25 protein-coding genes are annotated in these 25941 nt (G+C 36.9%); 19 read left to right on the top strand and 6 right to left on the bottom strand.

Going from position 1 to position 25941, the window contains the following annotated elements; translation table 11 throughout:
* Nucleotides 1-353 precede the first annotated feature (353 nt).
* The 14 genes from pyrR to AC4BB5_RS09830 all read left to right on the top strand — a co-directional run bounded on the left by pyrR (nt 354) and on the right by AC4BB5_RS09830 (nt 14722).
* A complete protein-coding gene (pyrR, locus tag AC4BB5_RS09895; protein ID WP_490455990.1) occupies nt 354-911 on the top strand; it encodes a bifunctional pyr operon transcriptional regulator/uracil phosphoribosyltransferase PyrR in 558 nt (185 codons plus the stop codon).
* A gap of 33 nt (nt 912-944) precedes the next feature.
* Nucleotides 945-2231 (top strand): solute carrier family 23 protein, encoded by a 1287-nt coding sequence (locus AC4BB5_RS09890; RefSeq protein ID WP_490455989.1) that lies wholly within the window; start codon nt 945-947, stop codon nt 2229-2231.
* A 151-nt stretch (nt 2232-2382) separates the two neighbouring features.
* Nucleotides 2383-3309, top strand: coding sequence for an aspartate carbamoyltransferase catalytic subunit (locus AC4BB5_RS09885; RefSeq protein WP_490455988.1), 927 nt, complete (start codon nt 2383-2385; stop codon nt 3307-3309).
* 9 nt (nt 3310-3318) lie between these two features.
* Nucleotides 3319-4602, top strand: coding sequence for a dihydroorotase (gene pyrC / locus AC4BB5_RS09880; RefSeq protein ID WP_490455987.1), 1284 nt, complete (start codon nt 3319-3321; stop codon nt 4600-4602).
* A gap of 2 nt (nt 4603-4604) precedes the next feature.
* Nucleotides 4605-5684, top strand: a complete 1080-nt coding sequence (locus tag AC4BB5_RS09875) for a carbamoyl phosphate synthase small subunit (RefSeq protein WP_490455986.1) — start codon at nt 4605-4607, stop codon at nt 5682-5684.
* On the top strand, nt 5684-8863 hold the full coding sequence (gene carB / locus AC4BB5_RS09870; RefSeq protein ID WP_490455985.1) for a carbamoyl-phosphate synthase large subunit: 3180 nt from the start codon (nt 5684-5686) through the stop codon (nt 8861-8863). The genes AC4BB5_RS09875 and carB overlap by 1 nt, the downstream gene beginning before the upstream one ends.
* A 61-nt stretch (nt 8864-8924) precedes the next feature.
* On the top strand, nt 8925-9707 hold the full coding sequence (locus AC4BB5_RS09865) for a dihydroorotate dehydrogenase electron transfer subunit (protein ID WP_490455984.1): 783 nt from the start codon (nt 8925-8927) through the stop codon (nt 9705-9707).
* On the top strand, nt 9704-10633 hold the full coding sequence (locus tag AC4BB5_RS09860) for a dihydroorotate dehydrogenase (protein ID WP_490455983.1): 930 nt from the start codon (nt 9704-9706) through the stop codon (nt 10631-10633). Before AC4BB5_RS09865 ends, AC4BB5_RS09860 begins: the two co-directional genes overlap by 4 nt.
* Nucleotides 10630-11349 (top strand): orotidine-5'-phosphate decarboxylase, encoded by a 720-nt coding sequence (gene pyrF, locus AC4BB5_RS09855; RefSeq protein WP_490455982.1) that lies wholly within the window; start codon nt 10630-10632, stop codon nt 11347-11349. The genes AC4BB5_RS09860 and pyrF overlap by 4 nt, the downstream gene beginning before the upstream one ends.
* The gene (gene pyrE / locus AC4BB5_RS09850) at nt 11346-11981 is read left to right on the top strand and encodes an orotate phosphoribosyltransferase (protein WP_490455981.1); all 636 of its coding nucleotides are present in this window, start codon (nt 11346-11348) and stop codon (nt 11979-11981) included. Before pyrF ends, pyrE begins: the two co-directional genes overlap by 4 nt.
* A 174-nt stretch (nt 11982-12155) precedes the next feature.
* Complete coding sequence (locus AC4BB5_RS09845) at nt 12156-12857, top strand: carbonic anhydrase (RefSeq protein ID WP_490455980.1); 702 nt, start codon at nt 12156-12158, stop codon at nt 12855-12857.
* A 14-nt stretch (nt 12858-12871) separates the two neighbouring features.
* Nucleotides 12872-13762, top strand: a complete 891-nt coding sequence (locus AC4BB5_RS09840) for a LysR family transcriptional regulator (protein WP_490455979.1) — start codon at nt 12872-12874, stop codon at nt 13760-13762.
* A gap of 104 nt (nt 13763-13866) precedes the next feature.
* Nucleotides 13867-14448: a hypothetical protein gene (locus AC4BB5_RS09835; protein ID WP_490455978.1), complete on the top strand. Its 582-nt coding sequence runs from the start codon at nt 13867-13869 to the stop codon at nt 14446-14448.
* Between the two features lie 109 nt (nt 14449-14557).
* Nucleotides 14558-14722: a hypothetical protein gene (locus AC4BB5_RS09830; RefSeq protein WP_490455977.1), complete on the top strand. Its 165-nt coding sequence runs from the start codon at nt 14558-14560 to the stop codon at nt 14720-14722.
* Between the two features lie 57 nt (nt 14723-14779).
* Here the strand turns inward: AC4BB5_RS09830 and hisC are convergent, their stop codons facing one another.
* Nucleotides 14780-15838 carry a histidinol-phosphate transaminase gene (gene hisC / locus AC4BB5_RS09825; protein ID WP_490455976.1) on the bottom strand — a complete coding sequence of 353 codons (1059 nt, stop codon included), beginning with the start codon at nt 15836-15838 and terminating at the stop codon, nt 14780-14782.
* A gap of 238 nt (nt 15839-16076) precedes the next feature.
* Here hisC and AC4BB5_RS09820 point away from each other — a divergent pair, with 238 nt between their 5' ends.
* Together AC4BB5_RS09820 and AC4BB5_RS09815 are read left to right on the top strand one after the other, a co-directional pair.
* The gene (locus AC4BB5_RS09820; RefSeq protein WP_490455975.1) at nt 16077-17246 is read left to right on the top strand and encodes a pyridoxal phosphate-dependent aminotransferase; all 1170 of its coding nucleotides are present in this window, start codon (nt 16077-16079) and stop codon (nt 17244-17246) included.
* A gap of 135 nt (nt 17247-17381) precedes the next feature.
* Entirely contained in the window at nt 17382-18290 is a 909-nt protein-coding gene (locus AC4BB5_RS09815; RefSeq protein ID WP_490455974.1) for a phosphate ABC transporter substrate-binding protein PstS family protein, read from the top strand.
* 63 nt (nt 18291-18353) lie between these two features.
* On the opposite strand, the gene AC4BB5_RS09810 is transcribed toward AC4BB5_RS09815, so the two are convergent.
* Together AC4BB5_RS09810 and AC4BB5_RS09805 are read right to left on the bottom strand one after the other, a co-directional pair.
* Nucleotides 18354-20114 (bottom strand): sensor histidine kinase, encoded by a 1761-nt coding sequence (locus AC4BB5_RS09810; protein WP_490455973.1) that lies wholly within the window; start codon nt 20112-20114, stop codon nt 18354-18356.
* Nucleotides 20111-20824, bottom strand: coding sequence for a response regulator transcription factor (locus AC4BB5_RS09805; RefSeq protein WP_490455972.1), 714 nt, complete (start codon nt 20822-20824; stop codon nt 20111-20113). Before AC4BB5_RS09805 ends, AC4BB5_RS09810 begins: the two co-directional genes overlap by 4 nt.
* 145 nt (nt 20825-20969) lie before the next feature.
* Between AC4BB5_RS09805 and AC4BB5_RS09800 the strand changes: the two genes are divergently transcribed.
* The 3 genes from AC4BB5_RS09800 to ffh all read left to right on the top strand — a co-directional run bounded on the left by AC4BB5_RS09800 (nt 20970) and on the right by ffh (nt 23391).
* Entirely contained in the window at nt 20970-21440 is a 471-nt protein-coding gene (locus tag AC4BB5_RS09800) for a 2-thiouracil desulfurase family protein (RefSeq protein ID WP_490455971.1), read from the top strand.
* Between the two features lie 189 nt (nt 21441-21629).
* Nucleotides 21630-21968 (top strand): putative DNA-binding protein, encoded by a 339-nt coding sequence (locus tag AC4BB5_RS09795; RefSeq protein WP_490455970.1) that lies wholly within the window; start codon nt 21630-21632, stop codon nt 21966-21968.
* Between the two features lie 4 nt (nt 21969-21972).
* A complete protein-coding gene (gene ffh, locus AC4BB5_RS09790) occupies nt 21973-23391 on the top strand; it encodes a signal recognition particle protein (protein WP_490455969.1) in 1419 nt (472 codons plus the stop codon).
* Nucleotides 23392-23459: 68 nt separating this feature from the next.
* Here the strand turns inward: ffh and AC4BB5_RS09785 are convergent, their stop codons facing one another.
* From AC4BB5_RS09785 to AC4BB5_RS09775, 3 genes are read right to left on the bottom strand one after another with little or no spacing between them, the layout of a single operon-like run.
* Nucleotides 23460-24623 (bottom strand): ABC transporter permease, encoded by a 1164-nt coding sequence (locus tag AC4BB5_RS09785; protein ID WP_490455968.1) that lies wholly within the window; start codon nt 24621-24623, stop codon nt 23460-23462.
* Nucleotides 24620-25519, bottom strand: a complete 900-nt coding sequence (locus tag AC4BB5_RS09780) for an ATP-binding cassette domain-containing protein (protein WP_490455967.1) — start codon at nt 25517-25519, stop codon at nt 24620-24622. Before AC4BB5_RS09780 ends, AC4BB5_RS09785 begins: the two co-directional genes overlap by 4 nt.
* Before the next feature lie 2 nt (nt 25520-25521).
* A complete protein-coding gene (locus AC4BB5_RS09775; RefSeq protein WP_490455966.1) occupies nt 25522-25902 on the bottom strand; it encodes a GntR family transcriptional regulator in 381 nt (126 codons plus the stop codon).
* Between the last annotated feature and the right edge of the window lie 39 nt (nt 25903-25941).

Here is a 25941-nt window from a genome sequence, read left to right as displayed (position 1 = left end):
TCCCGTGAGGCTAAGAAGGAAACATGCAGAATAATATCTAGGTGCGCTTAGAAAAAATCTGTGTGAACTGAATGGTATCTTTGTATAGATAAATTCAATCCTCCTATCCGAACGCGGGTGGGAGGATTTTTGTTTGCTGTGAATCACTGCGATTACGTTGCAGAGCAGATGATGAATAGTACTTGGCGAACGAAGTGAGCGAAGCTAGCATATTGGTGAATAACCAAAACCAACAACTACTCAAAATGAGGAAAAACAAACACACATGAAAAAGAGCACGTGTAACGCTTATACACTGAAACAAGTTGCACATAAGACATTAGTAAAAAAATACATTTTCAGAGGAGAAAAAAATGCAAGGAAAAGAAGTCGTTGATGCAGTAACTATGAAACGTGCACTAACTAGAATCACTTATGAAATTATCGAAAGAAATAAAGGAATTCAAGATATCGTTTTGGTAGGGATCAAAACGCGTGGAATCTACATTGCTCAGCGGATTGCAGAACGGTTAAAACAGCTAGAAAATATTGAAGTTCCAGTGGGTGAGTTAGATATTACGTTATACCGTGACGACATGGACGGACAATCAATGAAAGATCGTTCACTAGAAGAACCCGAACTTCACTCATCTGATATCCCCGTTTCATTAGAAGGCAAAGAAGTGATTTTGATTGATGACGTTCTCTTTACAGGGAGAACCATACGAGCAGCAATGGATGCAGTAATGGATCTTGGTCGACCTAGAAAAATTTCATTAGCAGTCTTGGTTGATAGAGGACACAGAGAACTTCCGATTAGAGCAGATTATGTTGGTAAAAACATTCCAACTTCAATGGCAGAGGAAATCATTGTTGAAGTAGAGGAAAAAGACGGAGCAGATCGAATTTTGATCGCAAGCACAGAAGAGTAGACAAATATAATAGTAAAGATAGGGTAGGTTGAGATGACAGATAAAGAATTTCGTAATGAAGAAGCCGTATTAGATATTCACGATAGACCAAAGGCAGCACAGTGGATTGGTTTAAGCTTACAGCATTTATTCACAATGTTTGGCGCAACAGTATTAGTTCCGATTTTGGTAGGAATCGATCCGGGAATTGCCTTAGTCAGTTCAGGACTTGGTACAATCGTCTATTTATTCGTAACCAAAGGAAAAATTCCTGCTTATCTCGGAAGTAGCTTCGCCTTTATTGCAGCAATGCAAATGTTGATGAAAAGTGACGGTTACCCAGCAATTGCTCAAGGTGCAATCACAACGGGGTTAGTTTACCTAATCGTTTCACTTATCATCAGTAAAATCGGCTCAGCTTGGTTAGATAAAATCTTACCACCAATCGTAGTTGGGCCGGTTGTGATGGTCATCGGATTAGGGCTAGCATCTAATGCTGCAAATAATGCTATGTTCAACAACGGAGAGTATGATTTTAAATTCATTGCAGTTGCTTTGATTACGTTAGGCTTAACAATATTTTATAACATGTTTTTTAAAGGGTTTCTAGGCTTGATTCCCATTTTACTTGGAATCGTCAGTGGGTATCTCGTTGCACTGCTATTCGGTATCGTAGATATTGAACCAATCAAAAATGCAGCTTGGTTTGCTATGCCAAACTTTGAAATACCTTTTGTTCAATACCAACCAAAACTACACTTAAATGCAATTACAACAATGGCTCCAATCGCATTTGTAACAATGACCGAGCATATCGGACACTTGATGGTTTTGAATAAATTAACAAAACGCAACTTCTTCCAAGAGCCTGGTTTATCAAAAACTCTCATGGGTGATGGTGCTGCACAAATCGTAGCTGGTTTAGTCGGCGGACCTCCTGTCACAAGTTATGGCGAAAACATTGGAGTTTTAGCAATCACAAGAGTGCACAGTGTCTTCGTTATTGCAGGTGCTGCGATCTTCGCTGTTGGACTTGGTTTTGTAGGGAAATTAAGCGCGATTATTTTAAGCGTCCCAGGTCCTGTTATCTCGGGTATCAGCTTCGTCTTATTCGGAGTAATTGCGGCAAGTGGGTTGAAAATTTTGATTGATAATCAAATAAACTTTGATAAGAAAAAGAACTTACTGATTGCATCGGTGATCTTAGTTATCGGTATCGGTGGTTTAGTCTTTAAAGTAGATACCTTTGAATTATCATCGATGGCTTTAGCGACAGTCTTAGGAATTATTCTAAACTTGATTTTGCCTGAAACAGCACGTAGTGAAGAAAAGTCTAACTAGCGAAGCGGAACATTGTTATGTAGATTCGCAGGCTAACTCCAACTGAAAAAAGATAAAATCTGATTGTGGCGAAACGCGCCACCCTCTAATTTTCCTATTTTTCAGTCGGAGTTGAACGAGCCTGCTTAGTTTTAAAATAGGAGGAAAACGAATGATCATCACATCTGAACGTATCAGCTTAAAACATCTTTTAACTGTCGAAGCATTAAGTGACCAAGAAGTCATGGGCTTGATCCATCGTGCGCAAGAGTTTAAGCAAGGAGCGACTTGGCAACCTGAGAAAAAACAGTACTTTGCAACAAACTTGTTTTTTGAAAATAGTACGCGAACGCATAAGAGCTTTGATGTTGCGGAGAAAAAATTAGGGATCGAAGTGATTGAGTTTGAAGAAAGTATGAGTTCGGTGAAAAAAGGTGAGACTCTTTATGATACAGTGCTGACAATGTCAGCAATCGGAGTAGATGTGGCAGTCATTCGTCACGGAGAAGAAAATTATTATGATGAATTGATTCAAAGTAAAACGATTCAATGTTCCATCATTAATGGTGGTGACGGCAGTGGACAACATCCTACCCAATGTTTACTAGATTTGATGACAATCTATGAAGAATTTAAACACTTTGAAGGACTAAAAATTGCGATTGTCGGAGATATCACGCATTCTAGAGTTGCAAAATCAAACATGCAAATGCTAAAAAGGCTTGGTGCGACTATCTTTTTCTCAGGACCTGAGGAGTGGTATGATAAGCAATTTGAAGCTTATGGACATTACATGCCTTTAGATGAAGTGGTCGAAATGGTAGATGTGATGATGTTGCTTAGAGTGCAACATGAGCGTCATGATGGATCAGAAATATTCTCAAAAGAAGAGTACCATCAGGAATATGGTTTAACGGTTGAGCGAGCGAAGCGACTGCAAAAACATGCGGTCATTATGCATCCTGCTCCAGTGAATCGTGATGTTGAGCTGGCAGATTCTTTGGTAGAAGGAATTCAATCTAGAATCATCCAACAGATGAGTAACGGTGTTTATATGAGAATGGCAATTTTAGAAGCAGTATTACATGGAAAGGCATAGGTGAGAAAAATGAAAACACTTATCAAAAATGGAAAAATCATTAAAAAAGACAACCAATTAATTCCAGCAGAAATTTGGATCGAAGATGGTAAGATCAGAGCAATTGGTGAAACCTTTGATGAAGTGGCCTTTGAAAAAGTATATGATGCAAAAGGGCAACTGATCACTCCAGGATTAGTCGACGTCCATGTTCATCTAAGAGAGCCTGGTTTTACTTATAAAGAAACAATCGAAACCGGTAGTAAATCGGCTGCTAGAGGTGGATACACAACCGTTTGTGCTATGCCTAACTTAAATCCTGTACCTGATACTGCTGAAAAATTAAAAGAGGTTTACGAGATCATCAAAGAAAATGCAGTAGTAAAAGTGCTACAATATGCACCGATCACAGAAGAATTACGAAGTGAAACGTTGACTGATCAAAGAGCGTTAAAAGAAGTTGGTGCTTTCGCATTCACAAATGATGGCGTGGGCGTACAAACTGCAGGTACAATGTATCTTGCAATGAAAGAAGCCGCAGCTATTGGTATGGCAATTGTGGCTCATACAGAAGATGAGTCGCTCCTTTTTGGCGGAGTCATGCATGAAGGAGAGATTTCTAAGAAATTAGGACTGCCAGGAATTTTAAGTTCTACAGAAGCATCACAAATCGCTCGAGATGTTGTTTTGGCCGGTGAAACAGGAGTTCATTATCATGTTTGCCATGTATCGACAAAAGAAAGCGTACGTGTGATTCGTGATGCCAAACGCGCTGGAATCCATGTAACGGCTGAAGTTGCGCCTCATCATTTGATTTTAATCGATGAAGATATTCCAGAAGATAATGGTTTTTGGAAAATGAATCCCCCTCTTAGAGCAACTTCTGATCGGGATGCCTTGATTGAAGGGTTACTTGATGGCACGATTGATTGTATTGCAACAGATCATGCTCCTCATGGACTAGAGGAAAAAAACCAAACATTCTTAAAAGCACCTTTCGGCATTGTAGGAAGTGAAACGGCATTTCAACTGATTTATACAAACTTTGTTGAAACGGGTAAATTCACGCTAGAGCAAGTAATCAACTGGATGGCAACAAAGCCAGCTGAAATTTTTGGACTGGAAGCAGGCACTCTTACCATTGGAGCACCAGCAGATATAGCGGTTTTTGACTTAGAATTGGAAGAAGCCATCGATGACAAAGCCTTTGAATCAATGGGGGTGAATACCCCATTTGTCGGTTGGAAAGTTAAAGGGAATACATTAATGACTTTTGTTGATGGACAATCAGCGTGGTCTAAGGGAGATGCATAAATTTGAAACGACTATTGATACTAGAAGACGGAACTGTTTTTGAAGGAAAAGCATTTGGTGCAGATGTCAATGTGGTTGGAGAAGTTGTGTTTACAACAAGCATGACAGGCTATCAAGAAACAATCACTGACCAAAGTTTCAATGGTCAAATTATTACATTTACCTATCCAATGGTTGGTAATTATGGTATCAATCGTGATGATTATGAATCAATCTCCCCAACTTGTAAGGGTGTAGTAGTAAAAGAGCATGCCCGCCTTGCTTCAAATTGGCGTGCACAGATGACATTGGATGAATTTTTAAAAAGAAAAGGGATACCTGGAATTTCAGGAATTGATACAAGAGCGTTAACAAGAAAACTTCGTTCGGTTGGAACCATGAAGGCCGGCTTCATAGATGCAGATGATGATTTGACCCATGAATTTGATCAACTAAAAGCAACAGTGTTACCTAAAACTCAAGTGGCACAGGTTTCCACGACTAAGCCATATCCAAGTCCAGGTATTGGCCGCAATGTCGTTGTGATTGATTTTGGTTTGAAACATAGTATTTTACGAGAGTTGTCGAAACGACATTGTAATTTGACTGTATTACCATATGATACAAACGCTGAGACAATTTTAGAACTATCTCCAGATGGTGTGATGCTGACCAACGGACCTGGTGACCCTAAGGATGTGCCTGAAGCAATTAAAATGATTCAAGAAATCCAAGGGAAAGTGCCAATCTTTGGTATTTGTTTAGGGCATCAATTGTTTGCTCTGGCAAATGGAGCAGACACATACAAAATGAAGTTTGGTCATCGAGGATTGAATCATCCAGTTCGAGAAATTGCAACTGGCAGAATCGATTTTACTTCACAAAATCATGGATATGCAGTCGATGAAAAAACTGTTGATCCCGAGAAATTGATGGTTACTCATGTGGAGGTAAATGATGGTTCAGTTGAGGGAGTGCGCCATCGTCAATACCCAGCCTTCACAGTTCAGTATCATCCAGATGCTGCACCAGGCCCGCACGATGGACTTCATTTGTTTGACGAGTTTATGGAATTAATGGATGCATGGAAGGAGCAAGACTAATGCCCAAAAGAACAGATATCAAAAAAATTATGGTCATCGGTTCAGGTCCAATCATCATTGGACAAGCTGCTGAATTTGATTATGCCGGCACACAGGCCTGTCTTGCTTTGAAGGAAGAAGGATATGAGGTTGTTTTGGTTAATTCAAATCCAGCAACGATCATGACAGATAAAGAAATTGCAAATCAAGTGTACATCGAACCAATCACATTAGAGTTTGTTTCTCGTATTTTACGAAAAGAGCGACCAGATGCTTTACTACCAACTTTAGGTGGACAAACAGGGCTGAATATGGCGATGGAACTTGCAGCATCAGGTATCTTGGATGAGCTGAATGTAGAGTTGTTGGGGACTAAATTAAATGCAATTGACCAAGCAGAGGATCGCGATTTATTTAAACAATTAATGGAAGATTTAGATCAACCAATTCCTGAAAGTGAGATTGTTCATACAGTTGAACAAGCAGTAGAATTCGCTAATACAATCGGGTACCCAATCATTGTTCGCCCTGCATTCACCTTAGGCGGTACTGGTGGTGGGATGTGTGACAATGAAGAAGAACTACGCTCTATTGCTGAGAATGGGTTGAAATTATCCCCAGTAACACAATGTTTGATTGAAAAAAGTATTGCGGGATTTAAAGAAATCGAATATGAAGTAATGCGTGATTCTGCTGATAATGCAATCGTTGTCTGCAACATGGAAAATTTTGATCCTGTTGGGATTCACACTGGAGACTCGATTGTATTTGCGCCAAGCCAGACATTATCCGATCATGAATACCAAATGCTGCGTGATGCGTCACTTAAAATCATTCGAGCGTTGAAAATAGAAGGTGGCTGTAACGTTCAATTAGCATTAGATCCTCATAGCTTCAACTACTATGTCATAGAAGTAAACCCACGTGTTTCTCGTTCTTCAGCGTTAGCCAGTAAAGCGACAGGTTATCCGATTGCTAAGCTAGCAGCAAAAATTGCTGTGGGACTTACTTTGGATGAGATGAAAAACCCAGTAACAGAAACAACGTATGCGGAGTTTGAGCCAGCTTTAGATTATGTCGTAGCAAAAATTCCTCGCTGGCCTTTTGACAAGTTTGAAAAAGGGGAACGTCGTTTAGGAACTCAAATGAAAGCGACAGGGGAAGTTATGGCAATTGGTCGCAATATTGAAGAGTCCTTATTAAAGGCTATTCGTTCACTTGAAATTGGAGCTTATCATAATGAGCTGAAAGAAATACAAGATGTTAGTGATGAATTTCTGACTGAAAAAATTGTAAAAGCTCAAGATGATCGTCTATTTTATCTGTCAGAGGCCATTAGACGAGGGTATACGATTGAAGATTTAGCTATGCTGACCAAAATCGATTTATTTTTCCTTGATAAACTGCTTCATATTTTTGAGTTAGAAACCGCTTTGAAAAAAAATATCAAAGATATCGAAACTTTGAAAGAAGCGAAACAAAATGGCTTTACCGATAAAAAGATTGCTGAATTATGGAGCTTGAGTGAGCAGGATGTAGCCGACTATCGTCATGAGCAAATGATTCTCCCAGTCTATAAAATGGTGGATACTTGTGCTGCAGAATTTGAATCGCAAACGCCTTATTTTTATAGCACCTATGAATTTGAAAACGAAAGTATTCGCTCTGAGAAACCATCTGTCTTAGTTTTAGGTTCTGGACCAATCAGAATCGGCCAAGGTGTGGAGTTTGACTATGCAACGGTGCATTCAGTAAAAGCGATTCAAGAAGCAGGCTTTGAAGCAATCATTATGAACAGCAATCCTGAAACTGTCTCAACAGATTTCTCGATTTCTGATAAACTTTATTTTGAACCTCTAACTCTTGAAGATGTAATGAATGTGATTGAACTTGAACAACCAACTGGCGTTATTGTACAGTTTGGTGGTCAAACAGCGATCAATTTAGCTGAACCACTAGTAAAACAAGGTGTCAAGATTTTGGGAACTTCGATTGAAGACTTAGATAGAGCTGAAAATCGTGATTTATTTGAACAAGCCTTGCAAGTATTAGATATTCCGCAACCGCCAGGGGACACAGCTACGAGTGCTGAAGAAGCTGTGGTAGTAGCCAATAAAATTGGGTACCCTGTATTGGTCCGTCCAAGCTATGTACTTGGCGGACGTGCGATGGAAATTGTAGAAAATCAAAGAGATTTAGAAGACTACATGCGCAATGCGGTAAAAGCTTCCCCAGAACATCCCGTGTTAGTCGATAGTTACCTTTTAGGGAAAGAGTGTGAAGTCGATGCAATTTGCGATGGTCAGACGGTCTTGATTCCAGGTATTATGGAACATATCGAACGAGCTGGTGTTCATTCAGGAGATTCAATGGCAGTTTATCCACCGCAAACTTTATCTAAAGAGATTCAACAAACGATTGCAGATTACACCAGAAAACTAGCGCTTGGACTTAAGTGCGTCGGTATGATGAATATTCAGTTTGTGATTCATGAGGAGAAGGTCTATGTGATCGAAGTCAATCCTAGAGCTAGTCGAACAGTCCCTTTTCTAAGTAAAATTACAGGGATTCCAATGGCTCAAGTAGCAACGAAAGCCATTCTTGGTGAAAAACTAAATGATTTAGGTTATCAAGATGGTCTATATCCTGAAAGTCAGCTAGTACACATCAAAGCACCAGTCTTCTCGTTCACTAAACTTCAAAAAGTAGATACGTACTTGGGGCCTGAAATGAAATCAACTGGTGAAGTAATGGGGTCAGATTACAGTTTAGAAAAAGCATTATACAAAGCGTTTGAAGCTTCTGGTCTTCACTTACCAAGTTTTGGAGCGGTCTTGTTCACGATTGCGGATGAAACAAAAGAAGAAGCACTGGTTCTAGCAAAACGGTTTAATGAAATCGGCTATAGCTTGATTGCAACTCAAGGTACTGCACAATTTCTGACAGACAATGGACTGTTCGTTAAAACAGTACTTAAAATCAACCAAGGTGGAGAAACCGTACTTGACCTCATCCGTAGTGGTGGAGCTCAAGTTGTTGTGAACACGATGGACAAAAATCGTTCTGACTTAAATCAAGATGGATTTTTAATTCGTCGAGAAGCAGTGGAGCACGGGGTTCCATTATTCACGTCGCTAGACACAGCAGAAGCAATTTTGAAAGTTTTAGAATCACGATCTTTTTCAACTGAGTCAATCTAAACTAAAGCCGAGAGAAACTCTCGGCTTTTACTACAATAAATGTTGTAAAGGAGTGGAATACTTGAAACAAGAAATAATGACGATCATCTCTCAACAACAATTAGCACCTAGAATTTTTCAAATGACTTTAACTGGTGATTTAGTCAATGAAATGGAAAAGCCAGGTCAATTTCTCCATATAAAAGTTCCACGAGCTGATATGCTTTTAAGAAGACCCATCAGCATCAACCAAATTAACAAACAAGATAACACATGTACAATCATTTATCGGATAGAAGGGGACGGGACTAAAGTTTTCTCTGAACTTTCTGTTGGGGATACATTGGACGTGATGGGACCTTTAGGAAATGGATTTGATGTCGATTGTCTGACTAGTGGTCATAAGGCGTATATAATCGGTGGTGGTATTGGTATTCCGCCAATGTATGAATTATCGAAGCAATTGAAACAAAAAGGCATTGAAGTTGTACATTTCCTTGGTTATGCTTCAAAAGAAGTTGCTTATTTTCAAGATGAATTTATCGCTTTAGGTGATACGAGATTTGCAACAGACGATGGTTCTTTCGGGGTGGAAGGAAATATCGGCAATCTTTTATTAGAAGCTATTAAGAATGATCAACCTGATGCCGTTTATGCTTGTGGCGCTAATGGAATGTTAAAAATGGTAGCACAGGTCTTTTCTGACAATCCAAATGTTTTTCTTTCTCTGGAGCAACGGATGGCTTGTGGAATGGGTGCTTGTTATGCCTGTGTTTGTCATGTACCAGATGACGAAACGGGAACCAAGAGTGTCAAAGTTTGTGATGAAGGCCCAATTTTTAGAGCCAGTGAGGTGGTTTTATGAAGAAGAATTCGCTAGCAATCAGCATCCCTGGTTTAGAATTAAAAAACCCGATTATTCCAGCTAGTGGTTGTTTTGGTTTTGGTGAGGAATATGCTAAATATTACGATCTTAGTAAGCTAGGGTCAATCATGGTCAAAGCAACAACACCGCAGGCACGATTTGGAAATGCAACACCAAGAGTGGCAGAAACACCTAGCGGCATGCTAAATGCCATCGGCTTGCAAAACCCAGGTTTGGATGTAGTCATGGATACTAAACTTCCAGCTTTGGAGGCATATAACATACCAATTATCGCTAATGTTGCTGGAGCCTGTGAAGAAGACTATGTGGAAGTCTGCAGTAAAATCGGTGATGCTCCTAATGTAAAAGCAATCGAATTAAATATTTCATGTCCAAATGTAAAACATGGCGGCATTGCTTTTGGGACTGACCCAGACGTTGCGTTTCAATTAACACAAGCAGTAAAAAAAGTGGCTAAAGTTCCAATCTATGTGAAGCTTTCTCCTAATGTGACAGACATTGTGCCTGTTGCTAAAGCAATTGAAGCAGGCGGGGCGGATGGTTTTTCAATGATCAATACATTATTAGGAATGCGAATCGATTTAAAAACGCGTCGCCCAGTTTTAGCTAATCAAACAGGAGGTTTATCAGGTCCTGCGATCAAACCGGTTGCTATTCGTTTGATTCATCAAGTTTCTCAAGTATCCAACTTACCAATCATTGGTATGGGAGGAGTGCAAACAGTGGATGATGTATTAGAGATGTTTATGGCTGGAGCAAGTGCGGTAGGAGTCGGAACAGCCAATTTTACAGATCCTTATATTTGCCCTAAACTGATCGATGCTTTGCCAAAAAGAATGGCAGAACTTGGTATTGAGTCATTAGAGCAATTAATCAAAGAAGTTAGGGAGGAAAAAAATAAATGAGTCAACGACCAATCATAGCTTTAGATTTTCCTTCTAAAACAGAAGTAGAAAACTTTTTAGATAAATTTCCTACCGAAGAGTCGTTATTTGTTAAAGTGGGGATGGAACTATTTTATCAAGAAGGACCAGAAATAGTGCGTTGGTTGAAAAAGTTGGGACATTCTGTTTTTCTTGATTTGAAACTACATGATATTCCGAACACTGTTGAAAAATCAATGATCGGCCTGGCAAAACTTGGTGTGGATATCACTAATGTCCACGCTGCTGGTGGTGTGAAAATGATGCAGGCGGCTAAGACAGGATTAAAAAAAGGGACCAAACGTGGAGAGAATGTTCCTATCTTGATTGCTGTAACACAGCTTACTTCGACAAGTGAGTTAGAGATGCAAAAAGACCAATTAATCAAAGTTCCATTAAAAGATAGTGTGATTCATTATGCCAAATGTACAGAGATGGCTGGTCTAGACGGTGTTGTCTGTTCTGCATTAGAAGCTCAAGACATCCATCAAGCCACAAGTGATTCTTTTGTCTGCTTAACGCCTGGAATACGTCCAAGCGGTAGTGAAATTGGGGATCAACAACGTGTCGTGACACCGACAGATGCAAGAAAAATTGGTTCAACATATATTGTAGTAGGTCGACCAATAACACAAGCTAAAATGCCTTATGAAGCTTATCAATCAATAAAAAATGAGTGGAATGGAGAAAACAAATGACAGAATTAGCAAAAATGATTGCCAAAGATTTACTAGAAATCGAAGCAGTATTTTTAAGTCCGAATGAGCCATTTACATGGGCAAGTGGTCTCAAAAGCCCAATATATTGTGATAATCGTATCACAATGAGTTATCCAATCGTTCGCAAAGATATTGCCAAAGGATTAGCAGAAAAAATCAAAGAAGCTTATCCAGATGTACAAGTTATTGCGGGAACAGCAACGGCTGGTATTCCACATGCAGCTTGGGTTGCGGATATATTAGACTTGCCGATGGTTTACATTAGAAGTAAAGCCAAAGAACATGGTAAGGGAAATCAAATTGAAGGTCGAATTTTTAAAGGTCAAAAAATGGTTGTGATTGAGGATTTAATTTCAACTGGCGGAAGTGTTCTTGAAGCTGTAGAAGCTGCAAAACGTGAGGGAGCAGACGTTTTGGGAGTTACAGCAATCTTCACCTATGAATTACCTAAAGGCAAAGAAAAATTCGCAGAGCATAAAATGGATTTAATTACCTTAACGAACTATTCAACCTTGATAGATGCCGCATTGGAATCAAATTATATTGAGGAAACCGATGTTGCATTATTAAAAAATTGGAAACAAGATCCTGAAAATTGGCTAAATAAGTAAACGAAAATAAAAAGTATAATTTTTGATTATATTCAAAAGTTATACTTTTTTTAATAGGTGGCTGTATGTAGAGGTGTTATAATTTGATAAAAGCAAAGTGGCCGTTGAAAATTGACTGTTTATAATAATTAGTATAAAGTTATTTAAACGATAAAATATAAAAGGTGGGGTTTGATGAAAAATATTCGTAATATGGATGTGGAATGGGGATATGAAGGTGAGCGTGGTCCTGAACATTGGCATACGCTTTGTGATTGGTTTTCAACTGGGGCTAAATATCCGTATCAATCACCAATTAATTTATCAAAAAACTTAGTGAACGGCGAAGCTACGCATAGAGCAATCGATTTTTGTTATAAAACAGAAGAGTTTACAGAAAAAGAATTTAAAAATACGTTTCATTTTGTTCCGCCAAATACAGAAAGTTATATCGTTTTTGAAGATGAAAAATATTATCTGACTGATATTCACTTTCACACTCCGAGTGAGCATACATTTGATGGGGAACATTCGCCTTTAGAGTTTCATCTTGTTCATATGAATAATTCTGGGGATAACTTAGTCGTTGGTTGCTTATTTACAATCACCACAGATGAAAATAAGTTTTCAAAAAAACAAACAACACTTGAATGGAATTCGGAAACCCATCAACAATGGTTTGACCCTTCGATTTTCTTGCCAGAACAAAAGTCGCATTTCCATTATTTAGGTTCGTTAACAACGCCACCAACAAAAGGTCCAGTTCATTGGTTTGTTTTCGATTCTATTCAGCAAATGGATCAAGATTTTTTTGAGCGAATTGATGAAGGGATGCTGTCATTCAATAATCGCCCAGTCCAAGCGTTGAATGGACGTAAAGTCTATTTTTCTGAATAGGATGGAGGACATTTATGAATATTCAACAAATGAAATATGTTGTGGCTGTTGCAAATAATGGTAGTTTCCGTGAGGCTGCGAAAAAACTTTTTATCACGCAACCCAGTCTTTCAAATGGTATTCGTGAATTAGAAGAAGAAATAGGTGTAACTCTATTTATTCGCACCAACAAAGGCGCTTCTTTAACAGAAGAAGGATTAACCTTTTTAGATCATGCAGAAAAAATTTTGACACAAATGGAAATGATTGAAAATAGATATCAAGAGGTAACTAAAAGTGAACGCTTTTCGATCTCTTCTCAACATTATGATTTTTTAGGAGAAGTGATGGGGAAAGTCATCCAGCAATTCAAAGACCAATATAAAAATTTTCGTGTATTTGAAACAACAACTTTAAAAGTAATCGAAGATGTAAAGAGTTATCATAGTGAATTGGGAATCATTTATTTAAATAGTCAAAATCAATCAGGGATTGAACGTTATCTAGAACAAGCAAATTTAACATATGATGTTGTTGGAAGCTTTAAAACCCACATTTTTCTTGGCAAGAACCATCCGTTAGCGAATCAAACGGAAATAGAATTGGAACAACTATGCTGTTATCCACAAGTTCGTTTTACGCAGGAAGGTAGTAATTTTGCTTATTTTTCAGAAGATTTAATTGAAAATCAAGAGCAAGAAACAGTGATTTATACAAATGATCGAGGAACTTTGATGAATTTATTGGTTGAGACAGATGCATATGCGTCGGGATCAGGCGTAGTTACTGGCTTTACAAAAAAGGAAATTAAGTTAGTTCCTTTAGCAGAAAGTACGAATAATAAAATATGTGTTCTCTATCAAAAAAATAGAGCTATCAGTACGATTGGTCAATTTTTTATGAAAGAATTAAAGCAGCTTTTTTAAAGGTGATGAAGCTAGTGGTAGGATACTAAAGCTGGTTGGAAATCATCTATAGTTGAATTATGTTTCATAATACAAAGAAAGAATGAAAAAAAGGAGAGCATCAAATGAAAAGGAATACCGTTGGGGGAACTGTAATTATTTTAGGGTTAGGGCTATTTTTAACAAGTTGTGCGCCTGTTTCAAAAAGTAGTAAAAAAATAGAGAATACAGAAAAAACAGAACAAAAAAAAGAACCTGTTAAAGTAGAGACTGAGGAAATAATTGAAACAGAGAATGGAACTTTTTCAGTTGTGCTACCTGATGGATGGGTAGAGATAGATCCAACCGAATTGAATGATGATGCAGACATGGGTCTAGAACATGAAGATAAAATGATGTATGTTGCTTTGTTAAGTGAATCTAAAGAAGATTACGATGGATTTGAAGGGTTTAAAGAAGTGACAGAATTTCCAGTTGATATTGAAGAAGAAACAGAGAGACCAATCGATCTTAATGGCTGGAAAGGAACGCGTCGTTTAATGACCGCTAAAATGGACGGAATGAAGTTTTACTACGTATATGATTTAGTTGAATCTGACGCGGGTCATTATGCTCAAAGAATGGCTTGGACGATGAATAGCAAAAAGAACAAGTATGGTAAAGAGTTAGAAAACATGCTAGATTCTATAAAAGATGTTACAAAATAATCAATAACTTAAAAAAAATCATCCTTCTTTCTTAGGATGATTTTTTTGTCAGAAATACTGAGTATTTAGTCGTATTATTTTATAATTGTTTCGAAAAAGGAGTGATTTTATGAGAAATCTATCAATTGAAAGAATAGAGAAAAAGAAAGAAACTGTTGAGATGAATAAACGCATTGGTATGTCTTTTGAAAAGTCTATAGAAGATTTTAAGAACGAAAACAAGCCAACGCTAGCTATAACAGCTAGCATATATCTAACAAAAAACTTATGTTGAACTAATAAAAGCCCTCTAATAAAGTAGACTTAGAAAAATTTATTAGGGGGCTTTCAATCATAATTCTTTCTGTACTACATAACCACTTAATAATTGATAAACTTTCTCCATTTCTTCTTGTGTTCCAATCGAAATTCTCAAATAATTGCTTAATCGTTGGATTTTTGGAAAATAACGGACAAAAATATCCTGTGTTTCTAAATAATGATACAGCTCTTTCATCTCTAAATTAGGATGTGTTATCAGTACAAAATTTGTTTTTGAATGTAATGAAGCAAAGCCGAATTTCTTTATTTTTTTTGCAAACCAATCTCTTGTTTCACAGATTTTTATCGTTATTTCTGCGTAATATCCCTCATCTTCTGCAGCTGCAGTAGCTAGTTGTTCAGCTAACATATCTACAGAGTAGGGATTGAAGGATGACTTGATACTTTCCGCAATTTGAATATATGCTGGATTACCAATGGCGTAGCCAACACGTAAACCTGCTAAAGAATTGGATTTTGAAAAAGTTCGTATAATGACTAGATTTGGATAGTTTTCTAAAAGTGTCACAGCCGATGGTCCTGCAAAGTCGATATAAGCTTCATCAATGAGTACGATCACTTCTTGATTTTTCTTCAACAAATGTTCAATTTGTGCGAGAGGCTTGAACAAGCCTGTAGGTGCATTCGGATTGGCTATGATAATCCCGCCATTTAGCTGTATATAGTCTTTTTCTACTAGTTCAAACTTATCGTTTAGAGGTAACTCTCTGTATGGAATTTGAAATAAGTCGGCCCACACTTTATAAAAACCATAAGTAATGTCTGGAAATAAAATAGGATCAGCGCTATTGAAGAAAGCGAGAAAACAAAAAGCTAAAACTTCATCTGAACCATTACCGATTAAAAAATGATCAGGAGATAAGTTGAACTTAGCTCCTAAAGCTTTTTTTAAAGAGAGGTTATCAATGGAACTGTATCGTTTTAATTGCCCAACATCAAAATTTTTTAATACCTCATCGACTTTTGGAGAAGGTGGATAAGGATTTTCGTTAGTATTTAATTTGATCATATCTGAATAATTTGGTTGTTCTCCTGGAACGTAAGGTTTGATTTTCCTAATACCCTTCATCTAATTCTCTCCTTTCATTTCACTTAACTATAATGAAGAGGAGAGGGTTTCGCAAGAGGAAAATGTGAATTTGGGAAGAAAAAAAGAAAAAATTAAATACAAATTTCATTTTAGGGTGAATTATGCTATTATAATTTCATTAGGAAAAATACAATTGGGACTCAAGTATTTTGATTATCGTCTATTTGGTAGCATTAAGCGCTAGCAATCATACGACTAGATAAGAGGAGATGATTTGATGGAGTTAACAAAAAGATTTAACAGACAAGTAGGGAAAATTGCTGTTTCAATGATTCGCCAATTCGACGAACAGGTAACAGATATCGAAGGGATCATAAAATTAACTTTAGGAGAGCCAGACTTTAACACGCCAGAACATATAAAAGCAGCTGCTCATGATGCAATCAACGCTAATTTTTCACATTATTCTGGCATGTCAGGTTTAACTGATGTCCGCGAAGCAGCTACATTTTTCATGAAAGAAAAATACGGTGTCAGCTATCAACCAGCTTCTGAAGTGTTAGTAACAGTTGGAGCGACCGAAGCAATTTCGGCAAGTTTATTATCCATTTTGGAACCGGGAGATAAAGTCTTGATGCCTGCCCCAATTTATCCAGGATACGAACCAGTCATTACATTGACTCATGCAGAACCTATTTATATCGATACGACATCAAACCATTTTGTGTTGACACCGGCAATGATTGAAGCCGCAATGTTAGAACATGGTGATCAAGTCAAAGCGATTATTTTAAACTATCCGAGTAATCCGACAGGAGTAACGTACAATCGTGAAGAAGTTAAAGCAATTGCAGATGTATTGAAAAATTATTCGATTTTCGTAATAAGTGATGAGATCTATAGTGAATTGACTTATGATGATCAGCATGTGTCGATTGCAGAGTTTATTCCAGATCAAACAATTTTGATAAATGGGTTATCAAAATCACACGCAATGACTGGTTGGCGGATCGGATTTATTTTTGGTCCTGAAGAGTTGATTGCTGAAATAATCAAAGTACATCAATATTTAGTTACAGCAGCAACCACTATTTCTCAAAAAGCGGCACTTCGAGCCTTAGTTGAGGGTATGAATGATGCTGCGGTGATGAAAGAAGAGTACCGAGAACGCCGAGATTTTGTTTATGAACAAATGACTTCTTTCGGTTTTGAAGTAGCTCGACCGAATGGTGCATTTTATATTTTTGCTAAAATCCCTAAAGGTTATGAACAAGACTCAATGAAATTTTGTGTGTCGTTAGCACAGGAACAAGCAGTTGCAATTATACCAGGAGTGGCATTTGGAAAAGAAGCAGAAGGGTACGTCCGTATTAGTTATGCGGCAGACTTAGCTACTCTAAAAGAAGCAATGAAACGAATCGGTCATTATATCAAAGAAAACAGTTAAGCGAGCAATCGTTTAACTGTTTTCTTCTAAACATAACTTTTACATTCCTTTACTCATTATTTACATAACCTTGAAACAGAATTAACACATCGCTGTTAAACTAATCTTGTAACTAATTGAAAAGGACGTGTAAAGATGAAGAAACGTTTATTATCAGCAATTGTTTTAAGTGTAGGACTTTTAGTCGCAGGGTGCGGCAATCAAGGAGCCGCGACTGGCGATAGTAGTAATAAATCAAAAGATAGTAGCACTACTAGTAATCAACCTGTAAAAATTGTTGCAGTAGGATCAACTGCGTTACAACCATTAGTGGATGCAGCGAAAGATCAATTTACAGCGAATCATCCGAATTACACAATTTCAGTACAGGGTGGAGGAAGCGGGACAGGACTTTCTCAAGTTTCTGATGGTGCGGTAACAATTGGCAATTCTGATGTTTTTGCAGAAGAAAAATCAGGTATTGATGCATCGAAACTAGTTGATCATCGTGTGGCGGTGGTTGGTATGGGACCTGTTGTCAATAAAGAAGTTGGCGTGAAAAATATCACTAAGCAAGAGTTGATTGACATTTTTACTGGAAAGACCAAAAATTGGAAAGACTTAGGCGGCAAAGATCAAGAGATTGCTGTGATTAATCGCCCAAGCGGAAGTGGTACACGAGCAACTTTTGAGCAATGGGGACTGGATGGGGCAACAGCAGTTCAGTCACAGGAACAGGACTCATCAGGAACAGTTCGTCAAATTGTCGCACAAACTCCTGGAGCAATCAGTTATCTTGCTTTCTCATATATGAATGACTCAACAGTAGCTCTAAGTATTGATGATGTAAAACCAACAGAAGAAAATGTTGCAGATAATTCTTGGAAAATTTGGTCTTACGAACATATGTACACCAAAGGGCAACCAGATGACAATGTAAAAACATTCTTAGATTTTATGTTGACAGACGATGTCCAAGAAGGTGTTGTTAAAGAGTTAGGTTACTTACCTATGACTTCAATGAAAGTTGAGCGCGACGTTTCAGGAACAATCACTAAAAAGTAAATTCTTCCCCTAAAAAATCAAAAAGAAGCTGAACGTAAAACAAACGTCAGCTTCTTTTTGATTTTATTTATTTTTTGGCAGTTTTACTATAAAAGTTGAACCTAGTCCTAAGTGACTTTCGATTGTAACCGTTCCACCTAATAGTTCAGTATAGTTATGCACAATCGACAAGCCTAAGCCAGTTCCGCCAGAATGGCGACTTCTGGCTTTATCAACTCGGTAAAAACGTTCAAAAATTCGTTCTTGATCTTCTAAACTAATGCCAATTCCCATATCTTTCACTATAAAAAAGAATGTTTCACCAAAACCAAAATCTATCGTGATCGTTCCATCAGATTGGGAATACTGAATTGCATTTTCAATCAAATTTTTCACGATGGGATAAAAAAGTTCATACTTTGTTGTGTAGGTTATTGTGTTAAAACCAAGTATTTCAATCGTTAGATTTTTTTCTTTGATTACTTTCCGATATGAACGCAGGATTTCTTGAGTAAAAGGGAATAAAGTAATTTCTTGGTCATCATACGAAATGTTTTTTCCATCACGGGAAAGCTGTAGAATTTCCTGAATCAATTGCTGCAGTCGCAAAGCGTCTTTTTGCATAATCTCTAAAAACTGTGACAAGGTTTCAGGATCATCTTTAGCACCATCCAATAGGGTTTCTGTAAAACCTAAAAGTGATGTAACAGGCGTTTTTAACTCGTGTGAGACATTACTAACAAAATCTTTTTGGATTTTTTCTAATTGTCTAACACGGGTTAAATCATAAGCAATACCTAACACTTGGTAATTATTACCGTCTTCTTCTATAAATCTTAAAGACATATCTAAAATTGTTTCGTTCAATGAGTCTGTTAACTTGATTTCTTGATGTATCGAACTTTTTTCAGTAATTACTTGATGAATCAAATGAATCAGAGCAGGTTCATTGATTACCTCAAAGTAATCTTTACCTGTATCCTTTTCATCGATCAATAAAATAGATACCATTTTAGGATTGATGAGTTGCAATTTTCCATCTACATCAATAATAAACACACCAATCATCAGTTCGTCTAATAAAGCATGAAATTGTTCATCGGTAGATGTATAGGCTAAATAAGTCTGGCTCATTTGTTGACTCAAAAGATTGACCGTTTGATACAATTCATTCCATTCTGGAGAATCTTGGATGATTGAACGAGCTTCATCAGGATACTTCACGATTTTTTTTAATACAGGCAGAACAGTCACTAGCGGTTCGTTTTTCTGATGTAGTAATAGAAAGACGAAAGCTGTAATAATTAAAAATAACAGTCCTAAAGTGAATAAGATATATCGTTTGAACGATTGTATACTATTAGAAAATTGTGTTGTTTCTTCCGATATACGAAGAATACCGATTCGCTCACCATCTTTATCAACAGGTAAGGCTAAATAAAGTAACTCTTCTTTTAAGGTAGCACTTTTCCTTAATGAAGAGCCAAAATCAGCACCTGAAAGAATAGCCTTTATTTCTGGACGAGTGCTTCTAGACTCGTGGAGTGTGGGATCAACGCTATCGTAAAAAATATCTCCTTTGGTAGTCATAAGTGTTAGTCGTTCATTTTTGTCTGTTGAATAGTGTTCAATGATTTTTCTTTCTTGCTCTGAAAAATGTTGAGTCAGAAATAAATTAGGAGAGAGCTGGTCAAGAATCAGAGTTCCTTTTTTTTGTAAATATTCTTCTTGCTGAGATAATAATTCTTTTTTGAAAAAGTAGTTTGTAAAAAAAATACTGCCGACAAATAAGGAAAGCATCACGATTCCAACTAACCAATATTCAAGACGCTGGCGTTTTTTCATTTTTTAGGCTCCTGAAAACGGTAGCCGAAACCTCTAACTGTGACTAAATATGCAGGTCGTTTTGGATCAATTTCGATTTTATCTCTTAAATGACTAACATGGACATCAACGATGCGACTTTGCCCTGCGAAGTCATAATTCCAAATTCGGTCTAGTAAAGTATCACGATCAATTACTCGATCTTTACGTTTCATAAAATAGACGAGCAGTTCAAATTCTTTTGGTGTCAACTCGATTTTTTCACCACGAACGCTCACTTCATAATTTTGTTCGTCTACAATGATTTCTCCTAGTATCAACGGTGCTTTACTTGTTTCATTAAACTCTTCTGATTTAGTTGATGCAGGTGTTAAACGGCGGAAGATAGCTTTCATCCTGGCTAAAACTTCTCTTGGACTAAAAGGTTTTGTTAGGTAATCATCAGCACCGATTTCTAACCCGATAATTTTATCGACTTGGTCATCTTTAGCTGTCAGGATCAAAATAGGGGTATCAATTTTTTCCCTACGTAATGATTTTGTGATTTCTAAACCATCCATGTGCGGTAACATAACATCTAAAATGATAAAATCAAATTGATTGGATAGAGCTAACTCATATCCGACTGCACCGTCAACAGCTGTTGTCACCTTATAACCGTCTTTTTCTAAATTAAATGTCAACAACGTTACAATAGAAGGTTCGTCATCGACAACTAGTATTTTCTTCATCTGTTGGGCTCCTTTTGATACGAAATAAACACAAGATTATTTTATCACAGTTTACCAGCGATCAGAAATTTTATGGAATGTTTCTAAAACTACTTTCAACGTCAAAGAAATGGTATAATGATAAAGATTGAAATGAGGGAAACAAATGATTGGAATCAGCGCATGTCTTGGTGGAATTTGTTGCCGCTACGATGGTCAGTCAAAAGAAATCACGACTTTAAAAAAATTAGTAAAAAATGGTCAAGCAATCCTTGTTTGCCCTGAAGTTTTGGGCGGGTTACCGATACCTCGGGAGCCTGCTGAAATTTGTGGAGGAGACGGTTTTGATGTTTGGAACGATAAAGCCAAAGTCCTCACTAAAACAGGAGAAGATATGACTAGTTTGTTTAAACAGGGGGCAATCATCGCCTATCAAAATCTAGTTGAAAAAAATATCACAACGATTATTTTGAAAGAAAATAGCCCTTCATGCGGAGGGATAAGTATTTATGATGGTACATTTTCTGGTAGTCTTCGTACCGGTCCAGGTGTTGCAACTGCTTATTTCATCACTAAAGGACTTGATGTAATTTCAGAAAGTGAGTGGCAAGCAGTAATTGAACGTGATAAATGTTAATGTCAGAAAAATTATCGGCAAGAGCTAACAGAAGATTGCTTCTCTGAAAAGGATTTTTGTGCAAATATGCAAAGTTATTATGATCGATTGATTGAATCTTAAAAAAATCCTTGAAAATCAAATAAGAACTATTGACTAATCAGTCTGAAATCGGTAACCTAAAAGGGATTGAAGATAGGAGTAATAACTATGGAAATTGAGAAAACCAATCGAATGAATGCGTTGTTTGAATTTTACTCCACTTTGTTGACAGAAAAACAAATGAATTATATGGAGATGTACTATGCGGATGATTTTTCATTAGGTGAAATCGCTGAAGAATATGATATCAGCCGTCAGGCAGTTTACGACAATATCAAACGGACAGAAAAAATTTTGGAAGAATATGAAAAAAAACTTCATCTTTTTTCGGATTATGTCGTACGTGGAGAATTGCTAGAAACATTAAAAAGCTACGTGAGCGAAACCTATCCGAAAGATACAACGATTGCCCAATATATAGAACAAATACAAGAAGTAGAGGAATGAGATTATGGCTTTTGAAAGTTTAACAGATCGCCTACAACAGGCAATGAGCAAATTACGTCGTAAAGGAAAAGTATCTGAAGCAGACGTAAAAGAAATGATGAGAGAAATTCGTTTGGCGTTATTGGAAGCCGACGTAAATTTACAAGTTGTCAAAGACTTTACCAAGCGTGTTCGTGAACGTGCGGTTGGTGTGGAAGTTCTTGAGAGCTTGTCACCAGCACAACAAATCGTTAAAATTGTTGACGAAGAATTAACAGCAACTCTTGGAACAGAGACGGTTGGTTTGAATAAATCAGACCGTATCCCAACTGTGATCATGATGGTCGGTTTACAAGGGGCTGGTAAAACAACATTTGGCGGTAAATTAGCGAATCACTTGATCAAAACCGAAAATGCGCGGCCATTGATGATCGCAGCCGATGTATATCGTCCGGCTGCCATCGACCAATTGAAAGTGTTAGGTCAACAATTAGACGTGCCTGTTTTCGATATGGGAACAGATACTAGTCCCGTAGAAATTGTTCGCCAAGGGATGGAACTTGCGAAAGAAAAGAAAAATGATTATGTCTTGATCGATACGGCGGGTCGTCTGCACATCGATGAGACATTGATGGATGAGTTAAAACAAATCAAGGAAGTAGCTCAGCCAGATGACATCTTACTTGTAGTTGATGCAATGACAGGACAAGATGCAGTCAATGTTGCTGATAGTTTTAATCAGCAATTAGGAATCACTGGGGTTGTGATCACAAAACTTGATGGCGATACTCGTGGTGGTGCAGCACTATCAATTCGTTCAGTTACGGGTGCGCCAATCAAATTCATTGGTTCAGGTGAAAAGCTGACCGATTTAGAGATCTTCCATCCAGATCGTATGTCCAGTCGTATTTTAGGTATGGGGGACATGCTGACTCTGATCGAAAAAGCTCAACAAGATTATGATGAGAAAAAAGCTGAAGAACTTGCAGTGAAAATGAAGGAAAATAGCTTTGACTTTAATGATTTTATCGAGCAATTAGATCAAGTAATGGGGATGGGGCCAATTGAGGATCTATTGAAGATGATTCCAGGAATGAATAACATGCCTGGATTGGAAAATGTTAAGGTTGATCCTAAAGATGTAGCGCGTAAGAAAGCGATGGTTCTTTCAATGACACCAGCCGAGAGAGAAAATCCAGACTTATTAAATCCAAGTCGTCGTCGTCGAATTGCTGCCGGTTCTGGGAATAACGTTGTTGAAGTTAATCGAATGATTAAACAATTCAAAGAATCTAAAAAAATGATGCAACAAATGTCTAAAGGCAACATGGATATTCCAGGCATGGATCAAATGCTTGGTGGGGGTATCAAAGGAAAACTAGGGAAAATGGCCATGAATCGTATGGTGAAAAAAAGCAAGAAGAAGAAAAAGAAAAAAAAATAAAGAAAAAATCAAGCTATCTAAAGTTTTAAGAACTTTAGATAGCTTGATTTTTATAAATGAGAAACGAATCATGATTCAGTGCGAAGATCATTTTTTAATTGTTGTTTATGATTGATCCAATCATGAATTTCTTTTCTAAACACAAGGTAACTTCCAATAAAAGCTGTAATTGCTCCATAGAAAAGTAAACTAGGAACAGGTGATTTATCTGTGCCACCAAGATAAAAACCAGTACTAAACACAATAACGACAGGAATGTACATGGTCATAGCAATAACGACAGGAATTTTTAATTTATCAAATAACAGATAGTTTCCTTTCTTTTCCAAACTAAGCTTGGGAAAGAAGAATGAACCAAAAATGAATAAAAACACCGCCAAGCCAAGAGATACTAGGATGGGTACTATAGAAACAGGATCTTTTGTTACGGTGTACACGAAAAACTTATTCGTTGCAAAAATATCTGTTGTTGCATTGGTGAAGTAATACCAGGCATTAATGAGGCCAGTGATAAAAAATTCTAATGAAGCGCAGAATCCAAACACAGTAAGGGGGCCTAAAACAATATTTCCAGTTACTAAACCAATAAAAGCTGAAATAAAGAAATAGCCGATACAAGTTGTCCAACTAGCTAAAATATTTGCAGCTAAATCCGGCATACTTATATTGACATATTCAGTTGGAATTCCTATTGTAATAATGCTGACGAATAGAATTTTAGCTAGAAGTACACTGATTAAGATTGGTAAAGAAATCAGAATAAATTTTGAGTAGTATATTTTCCGTTTGGAAACGCCTAATGAAAATAAAAATTCATTGAATGATGTTTTCAAATCAACGAAAAAGAGAAAGAATCCAATCGTTGTAATTGCTGCGATCAACAGGAGTGGGTTTTCATTGAAATACATAGTAAAGTATGGTCGATCAACAGAGGTAACTAAATTTCCCTGTTCATCATACTCTTGTGCCTGATAGAATAAGCGTAATCCTTCGTTTTTCTCTAACTCTTGTCGTTCTTCAAGTGATAACCCTTTAAATCTGGGATTATCTTCTTCAGACATTCCTTTCAAATCCGTGATATATTCTTCAGAATTGTAATAATTGTTCATACTTTTCCAACGATTGACATCGCTAATACCCAAATAGCTATAAAACAATATAATAGATAGACTGGTTACAATCAAGGTAAGTCCGTAACGTTTTTTTAAAATAGCCATTAACTGTTTATTCATAAATTTTCTCCTTGTAAAGAGTAATTTTCTTTTTTGTTTGCAAGGTTTGCTTCAAAGACATCTTCTAATGTTAAAGGCAGTTCCTCGAATAAAATGGGTTCCTCTGCTTGAATCAAGTTTCTCAATTCTTCTGTATAATCTTCAAAAATAGCTGTAATAACACGTCCTTGAAAATGAAGTAGCCTACTATTTTCTTTAATGAGTTGAGGTACTTTTTTCGTTTTAAATACCATTTGGATTTTACGAGCACTTTCTCTTAAGATTTCTAGGTGATAATCAAGCTGAATTTGATTTTTTTTCAAAATCAATGCTCGATCAATGAGACTTTCCAATTCATTCAAATTATGAGAAGAGATGATGATTGAACGGCTATTCTCACTGACGTCATCTAGAAGAATTCCTAAAACATTTTTTTTGACAATGATGTCTAATCCATCTAAAGGTTCATCTAATAGAACATAATCAGCGTTAGAACAGATAGCTAAAATCATTTTATAAAGTCCCTGCATTCCTTTCGACATCGAACGATATTTAACACGAGGATTTAGATTGTTTTTCTTTGTTAAGGACAAATATTTTTCCTTGTTAAAACCAGCATACGCATTTTGGTAAAAGGTGAGTAATTTACTTAACGTATAGCCTGAAAGGAAATTGTATTGTTCATCAATATAAAATATTTTTTGCTTGAGTAATTTATTTTTTTGAATCTCTTCTTGTTCGATAAAAATTTTGCCTTGATCTAACTCGTAATGCCCTGCGATTGATCTGAAGAAGGTTGTTTTACCAGAACCATTGGGCCCAATCAATCCTGTGATTTCACCTTGCTTGAATGTTAAGTTGATATCTTTTAAAATAACTTGTTGATCAATCTTTTTTTCTAAATTTTCTATCCTCATGTTTACTCCCCCTTCAAATCTTGGTAACTTTCATCTAACCAATGAGTTATTTCGTTTTTAGAAACGTTCAAGTAATTTGCTTCAATAATTAAATCAGTAAATTTCTTTTTGATTTTTTTAATCTGATATTCGTCTCGAAGGTTTGTATCAATGTTTTTTATATAGGTCCCTTTACCCTTTACGGTTATGATGACTTCTTGTGCTTCTAACAGTTTATAAGCTTTGCTGACCGTATTAGGATTCATCATAAGCTGACGGGCCATTTCTCTAATGGAAGGAAGACGGTCACCAGACTGCAGTAAACCATTTAAGATATCTTCTTTGATTCCTAACATTAACTGTTCATAGTAAGGTTTACTACTAGCTTTATTAATAAAAACCATAGATTACTCCTTTCTAAAAAATGTGTTTGTTGTGTACTA

Source organism: Enterococcus sp. AMC1252 (assembly GCF_058216515.1).
The sequence above is the reverse complement of the archived record's forward strand: the minus strand, read 5'-3'. Positions and strand labels throughout refer to the sequence as shown.